Annotated in this window: 13 protein-coding genes; 10 read left to right on the forward strand and 3 right to left on the reverse strand. The window is 55.8% G+C overall.

The genetic code is table 11. The features are described from left to right. Positions 1 to 21: 21 nt before the first annotated feature. Entirely contained in the window at positions 22 to 858 is an 837-nt protein-coding gene (locus tag K0T92_RS07095; protein ID WP_219871740.1) for a hypothetical protein, read from the forward strand. Between the two features lie 469 nt (positions 859 to 1,327). Here the strand turns inward: K0T92_RS07095 and K0T92_RS07100 are convergent, their stop codons facing one another. Both K0T92_RS07100 and K0T92_RS07105 read right to left on the reverse strand, forming a co-directional pair. Continuing rightward, entirely contained in the window at positions 1,328 to 1,930 is a 603-nt protein-coding gene (locus K0T92_RS07100) for a CGNR zinc finger domain-containing protein (protein WP_219871741.1), read from the reverse strand. Between the two features lie 85 nt (positions 1,931 to 2,015). Continuing rightward, positions 2,016 to 2,756: an MBL fold metallo-hydrolase gene (locus K0T92_RS07105; RefSeq protein ID WP_219871742.1), complete on the reverse strand. Its 741-nt coding sequence runs from the start codon at positions 2,754 to 2,756 to the stop codon at positions 2,016 to 2,018. A 276-nt stretch (positions 2,757 to 3,032) separates the two neighbouring features. Here K0T92_RS07105 and K0T92_RS07110 point away from each other — a divergent pair, with 276 nt between their 5' ends. Further along, complete coding sequence (locus K0T92_RS07110; RefSeq protein WP_219871743.1) at positions 3,033 to 11,744, forward strand: WIAG-tail domain; 8,712 nt, start codon at positions 3,033 to 3,035, stop codon at positions 11,742 to 11,744. Between the two features lie 108 nt (positions 11,745 to 11,852). Here the strand turns inward: K0T92_RS07110 and K0T92_RS07115 are convergent, their stop codons facing one another. Beyond that, the gene (locus tag K0T92_RS07115; protein ID WP_219871744.1) at positions 11,853 to 12,326 is read right to left on the reverse strand and encodes an IseA DL-endopeptidase inhibitor family protein; all 474 of its coding nucleotides are present in this window, start codon (positions 12,324 to 12,326) and stop codon (positions 11,853 to 11,855) included. 260 nt (positions 12,327 to 12,586) lie between these two features. On the opposite strand from K0T92_RS07115, the gene K0T92_RS07120 reads away from it, so the two are divergent. The 8 genes from K0T92_RS07120 to K0T92_RS07150 all read left to right on the forward strand — a co-directional run bounded on the left by K0T92_RS07120 (position 12,587) and on the right by K0T92_RS07150 (position 19,144). Continuing rightward, a complete protein-coding gene (locus K0T92_RS07120; protein ID WP_219871745.1) occupies positions 12,587 to 13,603 on the forward strand; it encodes a glycosyltransferase family 2 protein in 1,017 nt (338 codons plus the stop codon). A gap of 34 nt (positions 13,604 to 13,637) precedes the next feature. Next, positions 13,638 to 14,687 carry a hypothetical protein gene (locus K0T92_RS07125; RefSeq protein ID WP_219871746.1) on the forward strand — a complete coding sequence of 350 codons (1,050 nt, stop codon included), beginning with the start codon at positions 13,638 to 13,640 and terminating at the stop codon, positions 14,685 to 14,687. Next, positions 14,684 to 15,430, forward strand: a complete 747-nt coding sequence (locus K0T92_RS07130) for a glycosyltransferase family 2 protein (RefSeq protein ID WP_219871747.1) — start codon at positions 14,684 to 14,686, stop codon at positions 15,428 to 15,430. Before K0T92_RS07125 ends, K0T92_RS07130 begins: the two co-directional genes overlap by 4 nt. 39 nt (positions 15,431 to 15,469) lie before the next feature. Further along, on the forward strand, positions 15,470 to 16,192 hold the full coding sequence (locus K0T92_RS07135) for a sugar phosphate nucleotidyltransferase (RefSeq protein ID WP_219871748.1): 723 nt from the start codon (positions 15,470 to 15,472) through the stop codon (positions 16,190 to 16,192). Continuing rightward, positions 16,189 to 17,277, forward strand: coding sequence for a GT-D fold domain-containing protein (locus K0T92_RS07140; RefSeq protein WP_219871749.1), 1,089 nt, complete (start codon positions 16,189 to 16,191; stop codon positions 17,275 to 17,277). The genes K0T92_RS07135 and K0T92_RS07140 overlap by 4 nt, the downstream gene beginning before the upstream one ends. A 1-nt stretch (position 17,278) precedes the next feature. Beyond that, the gene (locus tag K0T92_RS24910) at positions 17,279 to 17,461 is read left to right on the forward strand and encodes a hypothetical protein (RefSeq protein WP_246627945.1); all 183 of its coding nucleotides are present in this window, start codon (positions 17,279 to 17,281) and stop codon (positions 17,459 to 17,461) included. Next, positions 17,412 to 18,755: a glycosyltransferase family 2 protein gene (locus tag K0T92_RS07145; RefSeq protein ID WP_343223656.1), complete on the forward strand. Its 1,344-nt coding sequence runs from the start codon at positions 17,412 to 17,414 to the stop codon at positions 18,753 to 18,755. The genes K0T92_RS24910 and K0T92_RS07145 overlap by 50 nt, the downstream gene beginning before the upstream one ends. 101 nt (positions 18,756 to 18,856) lie before the next feature. Beyond that, positions 18,857 to 19,144, forward strand: a complete 288-nt coding sequence (locus K0T92_RS07150) for a nucleoside-diphosphate sugar epimerase (protein ID WP_219871751.1) — start codon at positions 18,857 to 18,859, stop codon at positions 19,142 to 19,144. The last annotated feature ends 20 nt before the right edge of the window (positions 19,145 to 19,164 follow it).

Consider the following 19,164-nt stretch of genomic DNA (forward strand, 5'->3'; position numbering starts at 1 on the left):
AATACAAGGAGTTGACGAATAATGTCTCCTGATTCTTATAAAAGCTGGCAATCCAGTCCGATTCATTTCTCTTCGGTAAAGGTGCGCTCGGACCGTTCCCTTATAGCGGCATCCCCGGGCAGGGGCCTGTATCATAAAACAGAGGACGGGGAATGGAGCGGGCTTTCCAATGGTCTTCCGGAAGGTTCCACGATTAACCGGCTGCAGCTCATTGGCGGCAAGCCGTATGCTTGCACGAGCAGAGGACTCTATGGGCTTGCCAATGGGCAATGGCTTTCTACTGAAGTAGACAGCGCTTGCTATCAGTATAAAGAAGAATGGGGCTATGGCTTTGCCGCAACTGAGAATGGCCTGATCTACAATGACGGGAAAAAGTGGAAGAAATCCGCTTTCGAAGGCTCCACCGTATATGACTTTTTATTTTCGCCGCAATATTTGTATGTCGGATTGGATCAGGGCATTAGTATGTATGACCGGTTAACGGATCGTTGGGCGGGGTTTGAGCTTGGGTTTGGCGTGACGAGCATCGCCGCCTCCAAGGAATATCTGGTCGGAGCAAGCGAGCGCGGGGAGCTGATTGTGAGCAATGGCAGCGGAGGTTTTGATACGATCCAGTTTGGCGATATATTCGTATTCGGGGTTGTGTCGAAGCATCCGAATGTATATGTATGCACAGATCGCGGACTGTATCGGATCGGACGGCTCGGCAAGCAGTTTACGCTGTTCTCCGTCAAGCCGGGTGTGCCTGTAACGGATATTGACTGGCATGGCTCAGAGCTGTACATGGCGACATTGTCCAAAGGCATTCAAACAATGCGAACAGAATCAGGCTGTTCCAGCAATGAGAACAATAGCTGAGCAGAAGGACTAAGTCCTCCCGGTTAACCCTGACCACCGCAGAGCTGAAAAGCTGAAAAAACCGCTTACAGAGTTGAGCATTCTCCTGTTTGCACGCCGAGACACGGATAAACCGGCTTACAGGAGATGGCAGTCTCGCATCCCTGACCAACCGCAGATCTGTAAAGCTGAAAAACACGCTTACAGAGATAAGCATTCTCCTGTATGCACGCCGAGACACGGAAAAACCGGCTTACAGTAGAGGCCAGGGTCGCGACCCTGGCCTCTACTGTTGAAAATCCAATCATTGTTGCATTCGCCGCATCGATGTTCGACGGGCTAGCCATAACGTTCCGTATTTGGCGGTGTTTCCTGCTCGCCACCACACCATTCATGCTCGCACCCATCCGTTCAGCGGACTTCGTTTCCGCCGCACCGCGCGCCTTCCGCCGTGTGGTGCTCGATCACACGTTGAAGAATGCTGCCGTTCTCAGCGGCTGCTTTTGGCACTGCTTCTCTGCTTTCTTGTTTTATCATAAAATTGGGCAGCCTTATTGCGGTTTCCGCATGACTCCATGCTGCACCAGCGCCTTTTACCGCTTTTGGATACATCGATGAAGTGGAGAATGCAATCCTCGTGCTCGCATTTGCGGATTCGGTCGGCATTCACATGATTGAGCGTACTGAATACGGAGCTTAGAATGGTATATAGGATGCCATCGAAGGATGTTTGGCCCGTATACAGCAGAGTGGGCTTGCCACCCTCAAGTGATGCCGTCAGCTCGATATTCAACCGCTCGACATGCTCCTTCAGCAAAGAGAATGAAGCCCCGGACAACTCCCCACTGCTCTCTAGATCAGACAGAATACGGGTACATAGCTCGCGGACAGCGGCAAGGCTGGCTCTCAATGGCTCATAAGCCGCTTCATCCAGAGGAAAGTGCGATTCCGGCAGCAATTGATTCGCCGCCAGCCACTGCCCCATCATCTCCGGATCGGCCAAAAGATCAGTCGGCTGTTTATTGTGCATGACCAGCGTATTGAGCAGATTTATCCACGGGGATCCTCCCAGTAGAAACAATGATTTGTCCACCAGTTTTTAGACCTCCATTACAGGCTTGATTAGTAATTCGTCCGCTTCTACAGCTCCAAAAGCTCCTTTAGTAATTCGTCCGCTTCTACAGCTCCAAAAGCTCCTTCGATTGCAAGATAGCGATAGCAATGGGTTGATTGTTGCCCGCTGCCGCCAAACGCTGCACAATATCGGGTGTCTCGGTATAGATCGGCGGATGGTGAGCGGCAATGTAGTGAATAGGCACTAGTCTTGATGCACGGAGCACAACGGCTGCGGATACAGCCTGCTCGGGCGAGAGTGTAATGGGCTGGCCGCTCGGAGTCATCCCTGGAAATTCGACTACAGCTGCGTTTACCGGCAAGCAGGCCGCATCGAAGGGGCCGTGAGCTTTGGCGATTTTCCACCAGTAGCCATGCCACAGCGTATCACCGCAGTGGATCAGCTTTTTGCCGCCGCCTTCAACAATCCACGCAATCTGCGGATCACCCATACCATCAACCGAATGTGCAGCTGTTGCCGTAAAAGGCCCAATGGTAAAGGAGTCGCCGACATGGGCACCCTGAACATTGCGCAGCGTTGTCGCCGTAGCCAGTTGCAGAGACTCCATCGGAAAATAAACCGGAACATCGTCCCCATAATAAGCGGAAATAGCCTCAGGGTCAAAGTGATCTCCATGATGATGGGTAATAAGAACAGCGTCTACCGGCCCAAACTCGTTCAAGGGAAAGAACGGCTCATGCGGTTGATTGAATTTGCCGGGAAAGTTGAACAAGGGATCGATCACGAGATTTGCTCCATCAAGTTGAATATGTATGCCAGCCCAAGGCAGTTTTTGAATAATCATGTCCCATCGTTCCTTTCAAAGAAATTTATAACCTTTAAAATAATTTTAAGTGGTTATAAACTCACTATACACGGGATTTTATAACTTGTAAATAACAATTTTAAAGGTTATAAAAATTAAACGCCTCCTGTCCGCCAGCGGGCTTGTAAGGATTGGCATGTTTTTGCTTGCCGGATCAATAGCGCTTGCCGACTTTATCCCTTCATTCTAGTGACCTGCCTAGAGTCCGGTGCATATGATACCTATGACATTCCAAGGTGGAAGAAGGAGAGGGCTATGGCGAAGAGCAGGAAAGGGAAGAGCTCCGCAGGACGGAAGCCGCTATTTTATGTAGATAATCCGAACACTTCGGAGTTGAAATGGCTGGATGACATGAAGAAAAAAGAAGTCGCCGCCGCGCGTTTATCGAACAAGAAGCCGGTGCAGGTCAATGCGGCTGCAGCTGTCGAAGCCTATGAGGAACTGCAGATGGATAATGAGCCGCGGCCAGATGAGAATGATCAGCCGAGTCCGGAGCAGGAGGATATTGACGTACAGCCAGAACCGGAGCTGAAGCAGGAGTCCCCCGTCGGGGATCATACGGCTGCCGAAGCAGCGGAAGTACAGGCAGAGGAGCAGGCACCAGAGCAGACCCCGGAGCCGATCCTGGAGCAGGGGGGACAGCAGGCGGAAGAGCCGCCAAAGATCGATCAAGTCAGCAAAGAAGAGCGTCTTGAGGAAGCGCGCATGCCGGAAGGACCGACGCCATTCGTATATACCGATGATATTGCAGACAATGCGGTGACGAGCGAGAAGCTGGCGCCGGGCTCTGTGGAGTCGTCGAAGCTGAAGAAAGGCGCGGTTGTAACGGGGGCGCTGGCCGATTTTGCGGTTGAAAGCATCAAAATCGCCGATGGCGCAATTCAATCCTCCAAAATTGCCCAGGAATCCATCACCAGTGACCATCTTGCCCGCAACGCGATATCCGGTTCCAAAATCCGTGACCGCTCCATTACAACCGAGAAGCTGAAGGATGGCAGTATTGTATCAGCTAAGCTGGCAGACCGTACGATCAGCGCGGATAAAATAGCAGAGGGCTCCATTGAAGCGAAGCACTTGAAGCCTTTGCTGGTGACGACTGAGCTGCTGGATGATCAGGCCATAACATCGGACAAAATCAAGAGCGGCGCGATTCGCACGGAGAATATTGCCAACGACGCCATTCATACGTCCAAATTGGCTGACGGTTCAGTGTCGCGCTCCAAGCTGCGGGACGGTGCGGTTACAGGCGAGAAGCTTAGCATTGGCGCAGTAGACTCCGAACATCTTAAACCCGGGATGCTGCTTGCTGAGCATGTTGGTGAAGGCATACTGCTGGGAAAGCATTTGGCCCCAAGCGAAATAACCGCCAAGCACTTAAGCGAAGGAGCGGTAGGGGCAAGAGAGCTTCAGCCCTCTGCCGTAAGGACGGAAGCAATTGCGCAAGGGGCGGTCGGATCAGAGCAGCTTCAAGAGGGCGCCGTAAACGGAGATCACATCAAGGCAAATGAAATCGGATCCGAGCATCTGGTTGATTCTGCTGTAACATCACCGAAGATTGCCGATCAGGCTGTTTCTACAATGAAGCTTGTTGATCAATCGGTTACATCTTCCAAGATAGCGGATCAAAGCATAACAGCTGCGAAGCTGGCGGATGAGTCGATTAACGAGCGGCATCTGGGGCGGTTCAGCATCACAACTGATAAAATCGCTGAAGATAGCATTGAAGCCCGGCATCTCTCGGTCAGTTCAGTTGGATCGAAGCAGCTGGCAGGCTCAAGTGTAGCAACTCCGCATCTGGCAGACAGTGCCGTAACGGACGGCAAAATTGCTGCGGGGTCTGTACAGCAGCGGCATATTTGCCCGGCAGCAGTAGGACAGCCGCAAATTGCCGAGGGGGCAGTAACGACCCGCAAGCTTGCGGACGGAAGCATCAGTGCGGTCAAGTTGGCTGAGAATGCAGTGGAAACGAAGCATTTGGCAGATGAGTCTGTCACGTTCGACAAAATTTCCTCTGAAGCTATTCGTGCTTATCATCTATCTCCTGGAGCGGTCATGGAGGAGGCGCTGTCGCCTGAAGTGATCGGATCGGGACATTTGCAGCACGGCCTGATTGAGAAGGAGCATCTCTCGGACGGCTCGGTTGTCACGAATGCGCTGCAGGACGGTGCGGTGAAGTCCGCCAAGCTGGCGAACGGGGCAGTGACAGAGCGTCATTTGGCAGCTGGGGCTGTATACTCCCACCATCTTGCCGACCATGTTGTCAATTCGCTTAAGCTCTCTCCGGAAAGTGTATCGACGGACAAATTAACCGATTGGGCGGTTACGTCGATCAAGCTTGCCGAGAGCAGTGTGACAACCTCTAAGCTGGCGCCGAATGCCGTTACAGGCGTGCAATTGTCGCCTCGATCTGTGGACAGCAAGCATCTTGCGGAAGATGCAATAGATGCGTTCCATCTAGCTAACGGAGCTGTGGAAGCCAATCATTTGGCAACAGGAAGTGTAACCACCAGCGCGCTGGTCGATGGTTCAGTGACAGCCAATAAGCTGGCCAAGGGCGCAATTGACGGCAATCATTTGGCAGATGAGCTGATCGGAAGCCGTCATTTGTCGGAGCAGTCCATACTTGGCGTGCATCTTCATGAGGATTGTGTCAGAGAGCAGCATATCAGCAGATCTTCTGTAACGGAAGAAAAGCTGGCAAGCGGCAGTGTGGGCAGCAGCCATCTGCAGGATGGATCAGTCGGACGGACGACGATACAATCCGAGGCGATCCATTCCGAGCATATAGCCGGAGGAGCGATCGGTTCAAGGCAGCTGGCGGATGCAACAGTGGGCAGTCTGCATTTACAGCCGGAGAGTGTGCTTCAGATGCATTTATCCGAGCAGTCCGTTGGAACGGAGCAGTTGGCGGATAAGGCAATAACGGGCGCCAAGCTGGCTGGATTGTCTGTTAGTGGCGAGCATATTCTGCTGGAGACGATAGCGGGCAAGCATATGAAGGCGGAAGCGGTTCAAGGCTACCACATACGCAAAGGTTCGATTACACAAGCGCATCTGGCAGGTGAATTGTACGCATTCGAAAGAGCGCCGGACGGGATCATTCACGGCAGCAAAATCAAGCAGGGCTCCATCAGCCAAGGGCACTTGGAGCAAGGGCTAATTGCAACCGAGCAGCTTGCCGAGCAGGCGGTTGGCGAAGCCCAGCTTCAATCGGGTGCAGTCACGAGCGCGAAGCTTGCACAGGGTGCTGTCCTGCATTCTGCGCTGGGTGAAGGCTCGGTCACGAGCTCCAAGCTTGCACCAGGTGCAGTTGTTGAAGAAGCTCTGGCAGACGGAACGGTCACTAGTGTTAAGCTGGCACAGGGGGCAGTTGTAGAGAATGCGCTTGGCGAAGGCGCGGTGACGAGTGCGAAGCTTGCGTATGGTGCAGTCGTGGAGGATTCGCTTGCCGACGCGGCAGTAACGAGTGCGAAGCTTGCCTACGGTGCAGTGGTGGAGGATTCGCTTGGTTATGAATCGGTTACGAGTACGAAGCTTGCGCCAGGAGCGGTTGTTGGCACAAAGCTTGCTGACCGGGTGGTAACCAGCGCGAAGCTTGCGCATGGTGCAGTAACTGGCGATGTGCTGTGCGATTCTTCGGTTACAAGCGCGAAGCTGGCTCCTGGTGCTGTTGTTGCGGAATCGATTGATACAGGCGCGGTGACGAGTTCGAAGCTGGCCTATGGCGCAGTCGTGGAAGAAGCGCTTGGTGAAGGCGCAGTAACTAGCGCGAAGCTTGCGTTAGGTGCAGTGGCGGAAGAATCGCTTGCCGCTAGTGCGGTGACGAATGTGAAGCTGGCGCGAGGCGCGGTGACGAGCTCGAAGATAGCGCTAGGCGCAGTCGTGGAGAAAACGCTCGGCGATGGATCGGTCACGAGCGCTAAGTTGGCGCGAGGCGCGGTAGTGGAGGAAACGCTCGGCGAAGCTTCTGTAACGAGAACGAAGATCGCTCATGGAGCTGTAGTCGACGAATCCTTGAGCGAAGGCTCCGTAACGAGCTCGAAACTGGCCGAAGGCGCGGTTATGGAGGAAGCGCTAGCCGAAGGAGCGGTGACGAGCGGGAAGCTGGCTCGTGGCGCAGTATCGGAAGAGGCGCTGGGCGATGGCGTGGTGACGAGTGCGAAGCTGGGTCACGGCTCGGTGACGGAGAGAGCGTTGAGCGAAGGCTCGGTAACGGGCGCGAAGCTGGCGCATGGCGCGGTATCGGAAGAAGCGCTGGGCGATGGCGTGGTGACGAGTGCGAAGCTGGGTCACGGCTCGGTGACGGAGAGAGCGTTGAGCGAAGGCTCAGTAACGGGCGCGAAGCTGGCCCATGGCGCGGTATCGGAAGAGGCGCTGGGCCAAGGCGTGGTGACGAGTGCGAAGCTGGGTTACGGCTCGGTGACGGAGAGCGCGTTGAGCGAAGGCTCGGTAACGGGTTCGAAGCTGGCCCGTGGCGCGGTATCGGAGGAAGCGCTGGGCGAAGGCGTGGTGACGAGTGCGAAGCTGGGTCACGGCTCGGTGACGGAGAGCGCGTTGAGCGAAGGCTCTGTAACGGGTGCGAAGCTGGCCCATGGCGCGGTATCGGAGGAAGCGTTGGGCGAAGGCGTGGTGACGAGTGCGAAGCTGGGTTACGGAGCGGTGACGGAGAGAGCGTTGAGCGAAGGCTCCGTAACGGGTTCGAAGCTGGCGCATGGCGCGGTATCGGAGGAAGCGCTGGGCGAAGGCGTGGTGACGAGTGCGAAGCTGGGTCACGGCTCGGTGACGGAGAGCGCGTTGAGCGAAGGCTCTGTAACGGGTGCGAAGCTGGCGCATGGCGCGGTATCGGAAGAAGCGCTGGGCGAAGGCGTGGTGACGAGTGCGAAACTGGGTTACGGAGCGGTAACGGAGAGCGCGTTGAGCGAAGGCTCTGTAACGGGTGCGAAGCTGGCGCATGGCGCGGTATCGGAAGAAGCGCTGGGCGAAGGCGTGGTAACGAGTGCGAAGCTAGCGCGCGGAGCAGTGACCGAGGAAACCCTCAGCGAAGGCTCGGTGACAGGTTCGAAGCTAGCGTTCGGAGCAGTGACCGAGGAAGCTCTCAGCGAAGGCGCGGTAACGAGTGCGAAGCTTGGGCGCGGAGCAGTAACCGAGGAAACCCTCAGTGAAGGCTCGGTGACGGGTTCGAAGCTAGCGCGCGGAGCAGTGACCGAGGAAACCCTCAGTGAAGGCTCTGTAACGGGTTCGAAGCTGGGTCACGGAGCAGTAACCGAGGAAACCCTCAGTGAAGGCTCGGTGACGGGTTCGAAGCTAGCGCGCGGAGCAGTGACCGAGGAAGCTCTCAGCGAAGGCGCGGTAACGGGTTCAAAGCTGGCTTATGGCGCGGTATTGGAAGAAGCGCTGGGAGAAGGCGTGGTGACGAGTTCGAAGCTGGCGCGTGGAGCAGTAACCGAGGAAGCTCTCAGTGAAGGCGCGGTAACGGGCTCAAAGCTGGCTTTCGCAGCAGTCACCGAGGAAGCCCTTAGCGAAGGCGCGGTAACGGGTTCAAAGCTGGCTTATGGCGCGGTATCGGAAGAAGTGCTGGGAGAAGGCGTGGTGACGAGTTCGAAGCTGGCGCGCGGAGCAGTCACCGAGGAAACCCTCAGCGAAGGCTCTGTAACGGGTTCAAAGCTGGCTTTCGCAGCAGTCACCGAGGAAGCCCTTAGCGAAGGCGCGGTAACGGGTTCAAAGCTAGCGTTTGGAGCAGTGACGGAGGAAATCCTCAGCGAAGGCTCGGTGACGAGTTCGAAACTTGCGCAAGGTGCAGTCACCGAGGAAGTCCTTAGCGAAGGCGCGGTAACGGGCGCGAAGCTCGCACGTGGAGCAGTAACGGAGGGCGCCCTCAGCGAAGGTGCGGTAACGGGTTCAAAGCTGGCTCATGGCGCGGTATCGGAAGAAGCGCTGGGAGAAGGCGTGGTGACGAGTTCGAAGCTGGCGCGCGGAGCAGTAACCGAGGAAGCTCTCAGCGAAGGCTCTGTAACGAGTTCGAAACTTGCGCAAGGTGCAGTCACCGAGGAAGTCCTTAGCGAAGGCGCGGTAACAGGTGCGAAGCTCGCACGTGGAGCAGTAACCGAGGACGCCCTCAGCGAAGGTTCGGTAACGAGCTCGAAGCTAATGCGGGGAGCAGTAACGGAGGAAGCCCTTAGCGAAGGCTCTGTAACGGGTGCGAAGTTAGCACGTGGAGCAGTAACCGAGGACGCCCTCAGCGAAGGCTCGGTAACGAGTTCGAAGCTAATGCGTGGAGCAGTAACCGAGGACGCCCTCAGCGAAGGCTCGGTAACGAGTTCGAAGCTAATGCGGGGAGCAGTAACGGAGGAAGTCCTCAGCGAAGGCTCGGTAACGAGTTCGAAGTTAGCGCGTGGAGCGGTAACGGAGGAAGTTCTCAGCGAAGGCGCCGTAACGGGTTCGAAGCTGGCGCGCGGAGCAGTCACGGAGGAAGTTCTCAGCGAAGGCGCCGTAACGGGTTCGAAGCTGGCGCGCGGAGCAGTCACGGAGGATGCCCTCAGTGAAGGCTCGGTAACGATTTCGAAGCTAGCGCGTGGAGCGGTAATCGGGGAAGCTCTCAGTGAAGGCTCAGTGACGCGAGAGAAATTGGCTTATGGCGCAGTATCGGAAGAAGCGCTTGGTGAAGGCTCGGTCACCAGTGCAAAGCTGGGTTACGAAGCAGTAACGGAGCGAGCGCTGAGCGTGGGCTCGGTGACTAGTGCAAAGTTAGCGAATGGTGCGGTACTGGAGGAAGCATTACGGGAAGGCGCCGTAACGAGCTCGAAGCTTGCACAAGGCGCGGTAACCGAAGAAGCCCTTGGCGAAGGCTCGGTAACGAGCTCGAAGCTTGCACAAGGCGCGGTAACGGAGGAAGTCCTCAGCGAAGGCTCTGTAACGAGCTCTAAGCTTGCCCAAGGTGCAATTACCGAGGAGGCTCTTAGCGAAGGTTCGATAACGAGCTCTAAGCTAGCGCGTGGTGCAGTGACTGAGGAAGCCCTTAGCGAAGGCTCTGTAACGAGCTCGAAGCTTGCGCGGGGAGTATTCACCGGGGAAGCCCTCAGCGAAGGTTCGATAACGGGTTCGAAGCTTGCGCTCGGAGCAGTCACGGAGGAAATCCTTAGTGAAAGTTCTGTAACGAGCACGAAGCTAGCGCAAGGCGCGGTAACCGAAGGAGCCCTCAGCGAGGGTTCGGTAACGGGTTCGAAGCTAGCGCCTGGTGCAGTCACCGAAGAAGCCCTCGGCGAAGGCTCTGTAACGGGTTCGAAGCTAGCGCCTGGTGCAGTCACCGAGGAAGCCCTCGGCCAAGGCTCTGTAACGGGTTCGAAGCTAGCGCAAGGCGCGGTAACCGAAGAAGCCCTCGGCGAAGGCTCTGTAACGGGTTCGAAGCTAGCGCCTGGTGCAGTCACCGAGGAAGTCCTCGGCGAAGGCTCTGTAACGAGCTCTAAGCTGGCGCCAGGAGTATTCACCGGGGAAATCCTTAGCGAAGGTTCGATAGCGGGTTCGAAGCTAGCGCTCGGAGCAGTCACCGAGGAAATCCTCGGCGAAGGCTCTGTAACGAGTTCGAAGCTAGCGCTCGGAGCAGTCACAGAGGAAGCCCTCAGCGAGGGCTCTGTAACGGGCTCGAAGCTAGCGCAAGGAGCGGTCACCGAGGAAGCCCTCAGCGAGGGCTCTGTAACGGGCTCGAAGCTAGCGCAAGGAGCGGTCACAGAGGAAGCCCTCAGCGAGGGCTCTGTAACGAGCACGAAGCTAGCGCAAGGAGCGGTCACCGAGGAAATTCTCAGCGAGGGTTCGGTAACGGGCTCGAAGCTAGCGCAAGGCGCGGTGACCGAGGAAGCCCTCAGCGAGGGTTCGGTAACGGGTTCGAAGCTAGCGCCTGGTGCAGTCACCGAGGAAGCCCTCGGCGAAGGCTCTGTAACGAGCTCTAAGCTGGCGCGAGGAGTATTCACCGGGGAAATCCTTAGCGAAGGTTCGATAGCGGGTTCGAAGCTAGCGCTCGGAGCAGTCACCGAAGGAGCCCTCAGCGAAGGCTCAGTAACGAGCTCGAAGCTTGCACAAGGCGCGGTCACGGAGGAAATCCTCAGCGAAGGTTCAGTAACGAGTGCGAAACTAGCCCAAGGAGCGGTCATTGAAACAACCCTGGGCAAAGGCTCTGTAACGAGTTCGAAGCTAGCCCAAGGAGCAGTCACTGAGGAAGCCCTCAGCGAAGGCTCAGTAACGAGTTCGAAGCTAGCGCAAGGAGCAGTCGCCGAAGCAGCCCTCAGTGAAGGCTCAGTAACGAGCCAGAAGCTAGCGCAAGGCGCGGTCACCGAGGAAGCCCTTAGCGCAGGCTCAGTAACGAGTTCCAAGCTGGCAACTAATTCAGTTGGCACGGATGCGCTTCAGGATGGAGCGATTACTGCGGATAAGCTCGCGCCGGGATTGCTTTTGCAACAGCAGCATGTTGAATTCAGCGAGGGCGCTATATCGGGTGAACGACTCGTTGAGGGTTCTATCCAGTCGTCCAAACTTGCCTTCGGAGCGGTTACTTCGGATGCCATTGCACTTGGTTCGATAAGTGCGGCTCATCTGGCGCCAGGAGTTTTGAATCCTGCACCATCTACGGAGGAGAGCTTGGATGGCAAGCAATTATTGGATGGCTCCATCAATGCCAGCAAGCTTGCGTTCACTCCCGTTGCCACTACCAAATCCAATGTCGGCGCTTGTCAACAATTCGGCATGGCAGCCTACGATTTCAAGGGGCAGGGCGAGCAGTTGGATGTTACGATTGTTTTCGAGGAGCCTTTCGCCAATGATGAGTATGTTGTTGTCGCAATAACCGATCATTCCGCCTGTTATGCCTATGTAAAAACAAAGCTGGCTTCAGCGGTTCAAATATCTTTAGTGCGTACCCGCATATCGCCCGAACCTAAAGGATTGCTAAACTGGATCGCCATCGGCATAACTAATTAAGGCCTGGAAATGACGGCAATAAAGCGAACAATATCCCAGATCACTGCATCGACAGATGCAGCGATCTGGGATATTTTATTGGAGCTATTGTCAGGAGCAGATGTATTGCTATTTACAGGGAAGGTAACGGTAGTCGAAGCGCAGATTGGATCTTCTAATAATGGTCAAGCCCCTGCTGGAGGAGAGTTTAATCGTGTAGAAGATCACTTGCCTCTCAGGAAGCCCTCCAGTCAGGACAGCACGAACCCGGATGCGCGTTGATGTGCGGCACAGGATACGAAGTGAAACGACTTTTACCGGGACAGGGCCGGGATCTCCGACAATGACATATAGCCTCCCGCGATAGACGATTGTCTTCAAATTGCACAGCAGCCTCCTGCTGAATTTAACGCTCCAGAACCTGCGGAAGTAAGCGAATACTTTGGCCCGTGTGCTGAATCGCAGCGGAAGCTGGGCATATTCGTCACCGCGCACAATAATAATTTTGCGGCCGCGGCTGGAATCGAACACTTTAAACCACGAAATTTCCGCCCGATTGATGAATCTGGCCAGTGTTTGCCGTAATGTCGAGTTGTTTGACACTCTTCGCAGCACCTCCTCCTCCCTACAATATGTGAGGGGACGGATTGCGTTCAGGCGTTTGTCCGTATGTGCTATCTCATCATTAGAACTCCTCCTTCATTCACCCAATCGGCAGCAGCGCATATTCGGGGAGGCGAAAGCCTTGACGTACAATAGCCGTTCCTCTTGCACTGCCGTGTCCATACAATAGGTCATAAAAAGTCTGCATGATTCATGCTCATTATTTTCATTTCCATTCCAGCCAGCTAGAGGTGATAACGATGATCAAGCCCTCCGGCGGTAGAAGAACCGCACTGCATGCCCATAGCCGGCGAAGCGGAGCAGCTGGCAGTTCAAGACGCCGCCCGGTCTCCTCGTCCCGCTTGGGAGCCGCTTCACGCAAAGCGACTCGTCAAGCTCGAGAGCAGCGGCAATGGCGGCAGCGCTACAGCTACCGCAACTACCTCCGTCGTCAAGGGCCAAAGCGGACTGATAGCCGCGCCCCTAACGGCAATGGAGAAGAGCAGCCATTCCTTGCTGAGAGTACAGCAAGACAGAAGGCTGAAGCTCCATACCTGTCTGTTATTATTCCCGTCATGAATGAACGGCGAACGATTGGCCGTGTTGTCCGCGAAGCGGCACGAATCCACCCCAATGTTGAAGTTATCGTGGTTGCGAATGGCTCGCGGGATGGATCGGCCACCATCGCTGCCAGAAGCGGCGCACGTGTAATTGAATACGCTGAGCCGCTCGGTCATGATGTAGGTCGAAGTGTGGGAGCGGCTGCAGCCAAGGGCCAGGTGCTGCTGTTTATCGATGGGGATATGGTCATTCCGGCCGGATCGCTGAAGCCGTTCATTCATGCGATTCAACAAGAAGGCGTTGATGTTGCGCTGAATGATTATTCCGGTCCGACGAACAAACCGGTCGTCCATAGCGTCGTTCTTGCCAAGCATGCGCTGAATGCCATGCTGGGCCGGCCTGATCTGAACGGGACATCGATGACGGCGGTTCCGCATGCGATTAGCCGGCATGCGTTGGAGACGATTGGCGCTGAATCGCTCTCTGTGCCGCCGCTTGCACATGCTCGTGCCGTGCAGCTTGGGCTTAAAGTTCGCGCTGTCAAGCATGTGAACGTCGGCAAGCTGAATCTGCCGCGAACACAGCGGGAGCGGACCAATCCACTGGAAACGTTAATTGTCGGCGATCATTTGGAAGCGATTGAATGGTTGACGCAGCATAATGGGATACGCGGAGGTTATGGGGATACGAAGCGAAATCGTGAGATGGTGAGGTGAGCGTATGCGGCATTCCAGGGCGATGAGATCAAGTATGCGAAGAAAAAGCGGCATTCGTCGAACCCGCTCAAAGTCATCGTCGCGTTTGCGAAAATCCGCTTATGTTCTTCCTGCTTCACGATTGAGAAGAGCCTATGATGAGGGGCGGCTCGCCGCCGAATCCTCTCAAGTCAGAACGGAGCTCGGTTCAGGCAGCACTCCTGCTGATATTAAACGGGCTCAACTGCTGCTTCATGAAAGCTGGACCCGCAGCAGCAATTACCGCGCTGGCATGGGACTTGCAGAAAGCATGCTCCGGGAGGGTCAGTCATTTTCGGCTGGATTCATGGATGCGCTCCAATTGCCCAAGCAAGATTGGCTGCCCCTCCCCCTGCTCAAGAGGGCCGCAGCGGTAGTGCTCTCCTGCGGGGGAGTGAATGCATCAGCCTGTCTGCAGCAGCTCGCGCGATTGCCGCTTCACGAAATTATTGTCGTCATGGACGGAGGGGACCTTGGGAGCTTCGGAGCAAGCAGGTGCCATCCCGGTGTGACGATTATTCATATCGGTCAAATGATAGGGGGCGACCTCGCTCGCTCGATCGGCGCAAGGCTCTGCGGCATGGATATTATTCTGTTCGCAGATGGCGGTAAGGGAGACCGTGCTGAAGGTCTTGCGCAGCTTCTGACGGCGATTGACGGAGGTGCGGATATCGCGCTGAATGACGAGACGGAGCGGCTTGGCGCGTTCCGCAAATGGGATAACCTGTCCCGGGTCAAGGCATTCATGAACTGGTCGCTGGGACGGCCGGACCTGCACGCCAATTCAGTCGTATCACTGCCTCATGCATGGTCTCGTGAGAGCTTGCTGGCAGTGGGCACCGGCGCTATCGCAGTTCCGGCTCTTGCGCAGCAGGCTGCAATTGGCGGCAAGCTCAGGTTTGCCCAGTGCCCATGCGGGCTCGGCGCCCCTCGGGAGGACGGGGCAGCGCTTGCATTCGGTGATCACTTCGAGGCGCTTCAAGCCGCGATGAAGCAGCAGGGCAATCGGCTTGCGCTGCCGGATCGGGTCAGGCGCCGCGGCGTGTCGGGAGGGGGCTGGCAATGAGGCGTACCAGCATCATTATTCCGACGTACAATGCGCTGGAACTCATTCAACAAGCAGTAAGCGCAATCCGGCTGTATACGGATGAAAGCGAAACGCCCTATGAGCTTGTCGTTGTCGATAATGGTTCAACTGACGGGACATGCGAGTGGTGTGTGCAGGAGCGGATCAATCTCATCTCGCTTCCGGGCAACACAGGCTTTCCGACCGCTTGCAACAAGGGGATGCGGATTGCTTCAGGCGAGTGCCTGCTCCTGCTTAATAATGATGTCACCGTTTCGCGTGGCTGGCTCTCCGGCTTGCAGCGGGCTCTTGACAGCAGTCCGGAGGTCGGAATGGTCGGTCCGGTAACGAACTATGCAAGCGGCAAGCAGCAGGTGGGCTTCGAGGTGCCCGAGGGCAATGGATTTCACGGGGTGGCTGCACAGGTGGCGCGCCAGCGTCAGGGACAGGTCGAGCCGTTGCTTCGCCTTGTCGGCTTCTGCCTGCTTATGAAACGGGAGCTCTACGAACGAATAGGGGAACTGGATGAACGCTTCTCTCCTGGCCATTATGAGGATGATGATTACTGCCTGCGGGCACGAATGAACGGCTTTAGCCTTCTGATGAGCCATGATGTGCTTGTGTATCACCAAGGAAGCGCCAGCTTCAAACGGGATGGATTGCAGGAGCTGCAGCAGCTGGTGGAACGCAATCGGCAGCGGTTCGTGGAGAAGTGGCAGATTGATCCGATGATTTTTATATAAGGCTGCAGGAAGATAAGGGTTACTTAGGAGGTTGTTCTTGTGAAAGCTGTTATCTTGGCCGGCGGGACAGGTACAAGGCTCTTGCCGCTCACGAGGCTGATGAACAAACATCTGCTTCCAGTCGGCAGGCACCCTATGATTTGCTACAGCATTAATAAGCTCAAGGAAGCGGGTATTACCGAAATTATGCTTGTAACAGGACGCGGAGCTGCCGGCTCATTCACCGGATTCCTTGGCAGCGGCCGTGATTATGGAGTATCGCTTACTTACCGGATTCAAGAAGAGGCAGGAGGCATCGCACAAGCGCTGGAGCTGGCTCAGCCCTTTGTCGGCTCAGACCGGAAATTCGCAGTACTGCTGGGGGATAATCTGTTCGAGGAGCCGCTGGGACCGCATATTGATGTGTTCCAGCAGCAGCGGGAGGGAGCGAGGGTATTGCTGAAGCAGGTTTCCGATCCGCACCGCTACGGCGTTCCTGTCTTTGACTCCCAGGGCAGAATTACGCGCATCGAAGAGAAGCCGGTAATTCCGCGAAGTGACCGCTGTGTGACAGGGATATATTTGTTCGATGATACAGTATTCTCGATGATTGCTCATCAAGCACCCTCCATGCGCGGGGAATTGGAGATTACGGATGTTAACAACACATACGCTGCGCAGGGCTTGCTGGAATATGGCGAGCTGGACGGCTGGTGGACGGATGCCGGAACATTCGAGTCGCTGCTGGAAGCATCCGCCAAGCTGATGAGGATTTCTCCATGAAAGGCCGTGGAAAAGGGGGGCTTTCGCGCACAAGAGCCTCCGCTAGTGCAGCACAGCGGACATCAATCGGCGGCAGGGTGGATACGCGCAATAAGAAAGAGGGGACGCCGACTTCCAAGAAGAGGTGGCGCGCGCCCAAGAAGCGGACAAGATTGGGGGTTCGTCACGCCTCCAAATACCTAGACCGCCGCAAGCGAAGAGCTGCAGCAGGACAGGTGACGGCAGATGCCGCCACGGATCATCCGCAGAAGCAGGAGCACCGCGAGACAGCCTTTCAAGCTGGCTACGATCTGGGGCATTATGAGGGCGGGGAGCAGCTGCTGGAGCATTCTGTCCCCCATCACTTGCTGCTTCCGGAAGTGAGTCTGCGGGAGGTTATAGCAGCTGGCATAGATGTGCTGAGTCCACGGATGTTGCCGCTTATCGGCGTGCATGAGGTGTTCGCGGAAATGGAGCAGGCCATTCAGGCGGAGCAGCCATGTGCGGTAGTCAGGCTGGGTGATGGAGAACTGCTGGCATTATCGCAGGAGGTCGTCTACGACGGGCCTACGGTGCTGCACGAAGGGAAATTTCTTCCCTATGCAGGAGTGACACCGCCTGATCTGATGGCCAGGGATCAGCTTGCTCTTGCTGTGCAGCATGCCCAGATCGTAGGGGTGCCCTTGTCGCGGCGAAAACATTTTCAACCTCTGCTTCATCCGGTTCTTCGGGGTCATGGCATCCATCCGGGCTCGCTGCGAATGACGACCTCTACTATTAATTATGGCCTGTATCAAGAAGGGCTGCTGCTCAGGCTGCTGGCCGGAAGGAAGCTGCTTCTGATCGGGAATGCAGCGCCCCCATTGGCAGTCCTGCTTCAAGAGCGGGGATATACGGTCTCGGGCATCATCAGTCCTGTTAACGGGTTTCCGGATATTGAGCGTGTCATGTCTGAGGTGAGGGACGCTGTGTTCGATCTGGCTCTCGTCTCGGCGGGTATTCCTGCTGTTGTCATATGCTGGCGAATTGCTGCGGAGAGAGGGAAAGTCGCCCTCGATTTCGGCCATATGGCGGATACGATTGTGAAGGGCCAGGTGGTGCTCTAGCATGGCAGGGGATGAACGGACAGTGAAGCGGCAAATAGGGGTGAGCAGCTATGAAGCGAAGGAGACGGCAAGCAAGCTTGCGCAATATGAAGCGAAAGAGGCCGCAAGCAAGCTTGCGCAAGCGGAAGCGGCCAGTGCGTGCCTCCGTCCGCAAGGAGGCATCCGGGTATACCGTTGGCTATGATGCCGGATATGGAGAAGGCATACGTTCGGGACAGGAGAGCTTCGGCACGCTGTTCGAGGGTACCAGCATCATTATTCCCAGCTATAATCAGGTGGAATACCTAAAGCAATGTGTGGACAGCATCAATGATCATACCGACCTTCCCTATGAAATTATTGTAGTGGACAACGCATCCGCGGACGGGACGGCCAACTATTTGCGGGGGCTGGGAGGTCAGGTCCGGTATCGTATTCTGGAGGAAAACCGCGGCTTTGCCGGTGCAATTAATGTCGGGATGATGATGGCGAAGGGCAGGACCATTCTGCTGCTGAACAATGACACGATTGTAACTGACAGATGGCTGAACAATATGCTGGACTGCATCAATAGTGATCCCAATATTGGAATGGTTGGACCTGTGACCAATTATATAAGCGGCGATCAGCGTATAGAAGTGCCTTATAAGCATGTAGGGGAAATACAGGCTTTCGCCCAGCAATTCAATGTGCAGGATAGAGCCAAGTGGCAGCGGACTGACCGATTGACGGGATTCTGCCTGATGTTCCGGCGGGAGCTTTGGGATCGGACCGGGTTTCTGGATGAGGGGTTTGCACTGGGCAATTACGAGGATGATGATTACAACATTCGGGTCAGGCTGCAGGGATACACGCTTGTCGTTGCACGGGATACGTTCATTCACCACTATGGGAGCGTCAGCATGAAGGCGCTTGGCGAGCGCTTCGTCGAGGTGAATGATCATAATCTGCAATTCTATATGGAGAAATGGGGCAACCCGCATGAGCTGCTCCATCGTGTCAAGGAAATGGTCCGTGTGCAGGGAATTGAAGGGGGCAACCCGGATGGTCAGCTTCTTCCTCACGGCGAGACGCTGTTCTTCCCTCATGGGGTCATTGTTCGCGGAGCAGGCGAAGCGCTGTTCTGGGTCGAGGACGGTATTCGCAGGCCGATTGCCGGGGATGTAACGCTGCCTGTCACTAGACTGTCGCAGGTTGATCTGCGCCGCTGGCCTATAGGCGAGCCGATAGGCGCTGCTGAAGCGGATGCGCGTTGGCACGGGCGCAGTATTGAAAGCGGAGAGCAGATTGTGAACGTGAATGGGCTGACAGCTGCCGGACCGGATGGTGCTTTCTATGTTATAGAGAGGGGGAAGCGGCGCCGCGTAGCGAGCAGAACGGCAGTCGAACAGTGGGGGCTGCAGCATAAGCCGCTGGCACCATTGTCTCTTGAGCAGGTTGGCATGCTTGCAGAGGGGTTTCCTATTATTGCCCCGGTTCGGGTGGCGGATCATTTGTAGGGAACAACCACCATCAGGAATCAAGTTCCTTGACGATATGATGAACTGTATCATGCGCGCAAGACGCGCATATGCTGATAAGAAGCGGGGAGGAGCACGAAATGCAGCATATCGTAACCGAAATGATTGAACATATGTCGCGTTCGCATGAGCAGATTGCCCGTGTCATGGAGGCCAAGCGTCATATTGCAGTTCGGATGGCGCAGATGGTGCATGCTTTGCCGGATAAGCATCCTGCCTTTGATGGCTTGAGCGGATTAGTGGAGAGTTCACAAGCTGTGACCCGCAATGTCATCGCTTATTTGAATAGTATAGCCGAGCTGCAGGAAACGATGGCACAAACGATCACGTCTGTCATGAAAGAGATTGACGACGAGGATGAGGAATAATAGCTGAAAGGGATGAGTGC

The sequence above is a fragment of the Paenibacillus oenotherae genome (assembly GCF_019443105.1).
GTDB lineage: Bacteria > Bacillota > Bacilli > Paenibacillales > Paenibacillaceae > Paenibacillus_Z > Paenibacillus_Z oenotherae.

Coding starts and splice junctions, on each gene's coding strand:
- K0T92_RS07110 (WP_219871743.1), top strand. CDS start 3,033: ATGGCGAAGAGCAGGAAAGGGAAGAGCTCCGCAGGACGGAAGCCGCTA.
- K0T92_RS07120 (WP_219871745.1), top strand. CDS start 12,587: ATGATCAAGCCCTCCGGCGGTAGAAGAACCGCACTGCATGCCCATAGC.
- K0T92_RS24910 (WP_246627945.1), top strand. CDS start 17,279: ATGGCAGGGGATGAACGGACAGTGAAGCGGCAAATAGGGGTGAGCAGC.
- K0T92_RS07125 (WP_219871746.1), top strand. CDS start 13,638: ATGCGAAGAAAAAGCGGCATTCGTCGAACCCGCTCAAAGTCATCGTCG.
- K0T92_RS07130 (WP_219871747.1), top strand. CDS start 14,684: ATGAGGCGTACCAGCATCATTATTCCGACGTACAATGCGCTGGAACTC.
- K0T92_RS07095 (WP_219871740.1), top strand. CDS start 22: ATGTCTCCTGATTCTTATAAAAGCTGGCAATCCAGTCCGATTCATTTC.
- K0T92_RS07105 (WP_219871742.1), bottom strand. CDS start 2,756: ATGATTATTCAAAAACTGCCTTGGGCTGGCATACATATTCAACTTGAT.
- K0T92_RS07150 (WP_219871751.1), top strand. CDS start 18,857: ATGCAGCATATCGTAACCGAAATGATTGAACATATGTCGCGTTCGCAT.
- K0T92_RS07140 (WP_219871749.1), top strand. CDS start 16,189: ATGAAAGGCCGTGGAAAAGGGGGGCTTTCGCGCACAAGAGCCTCCGCT.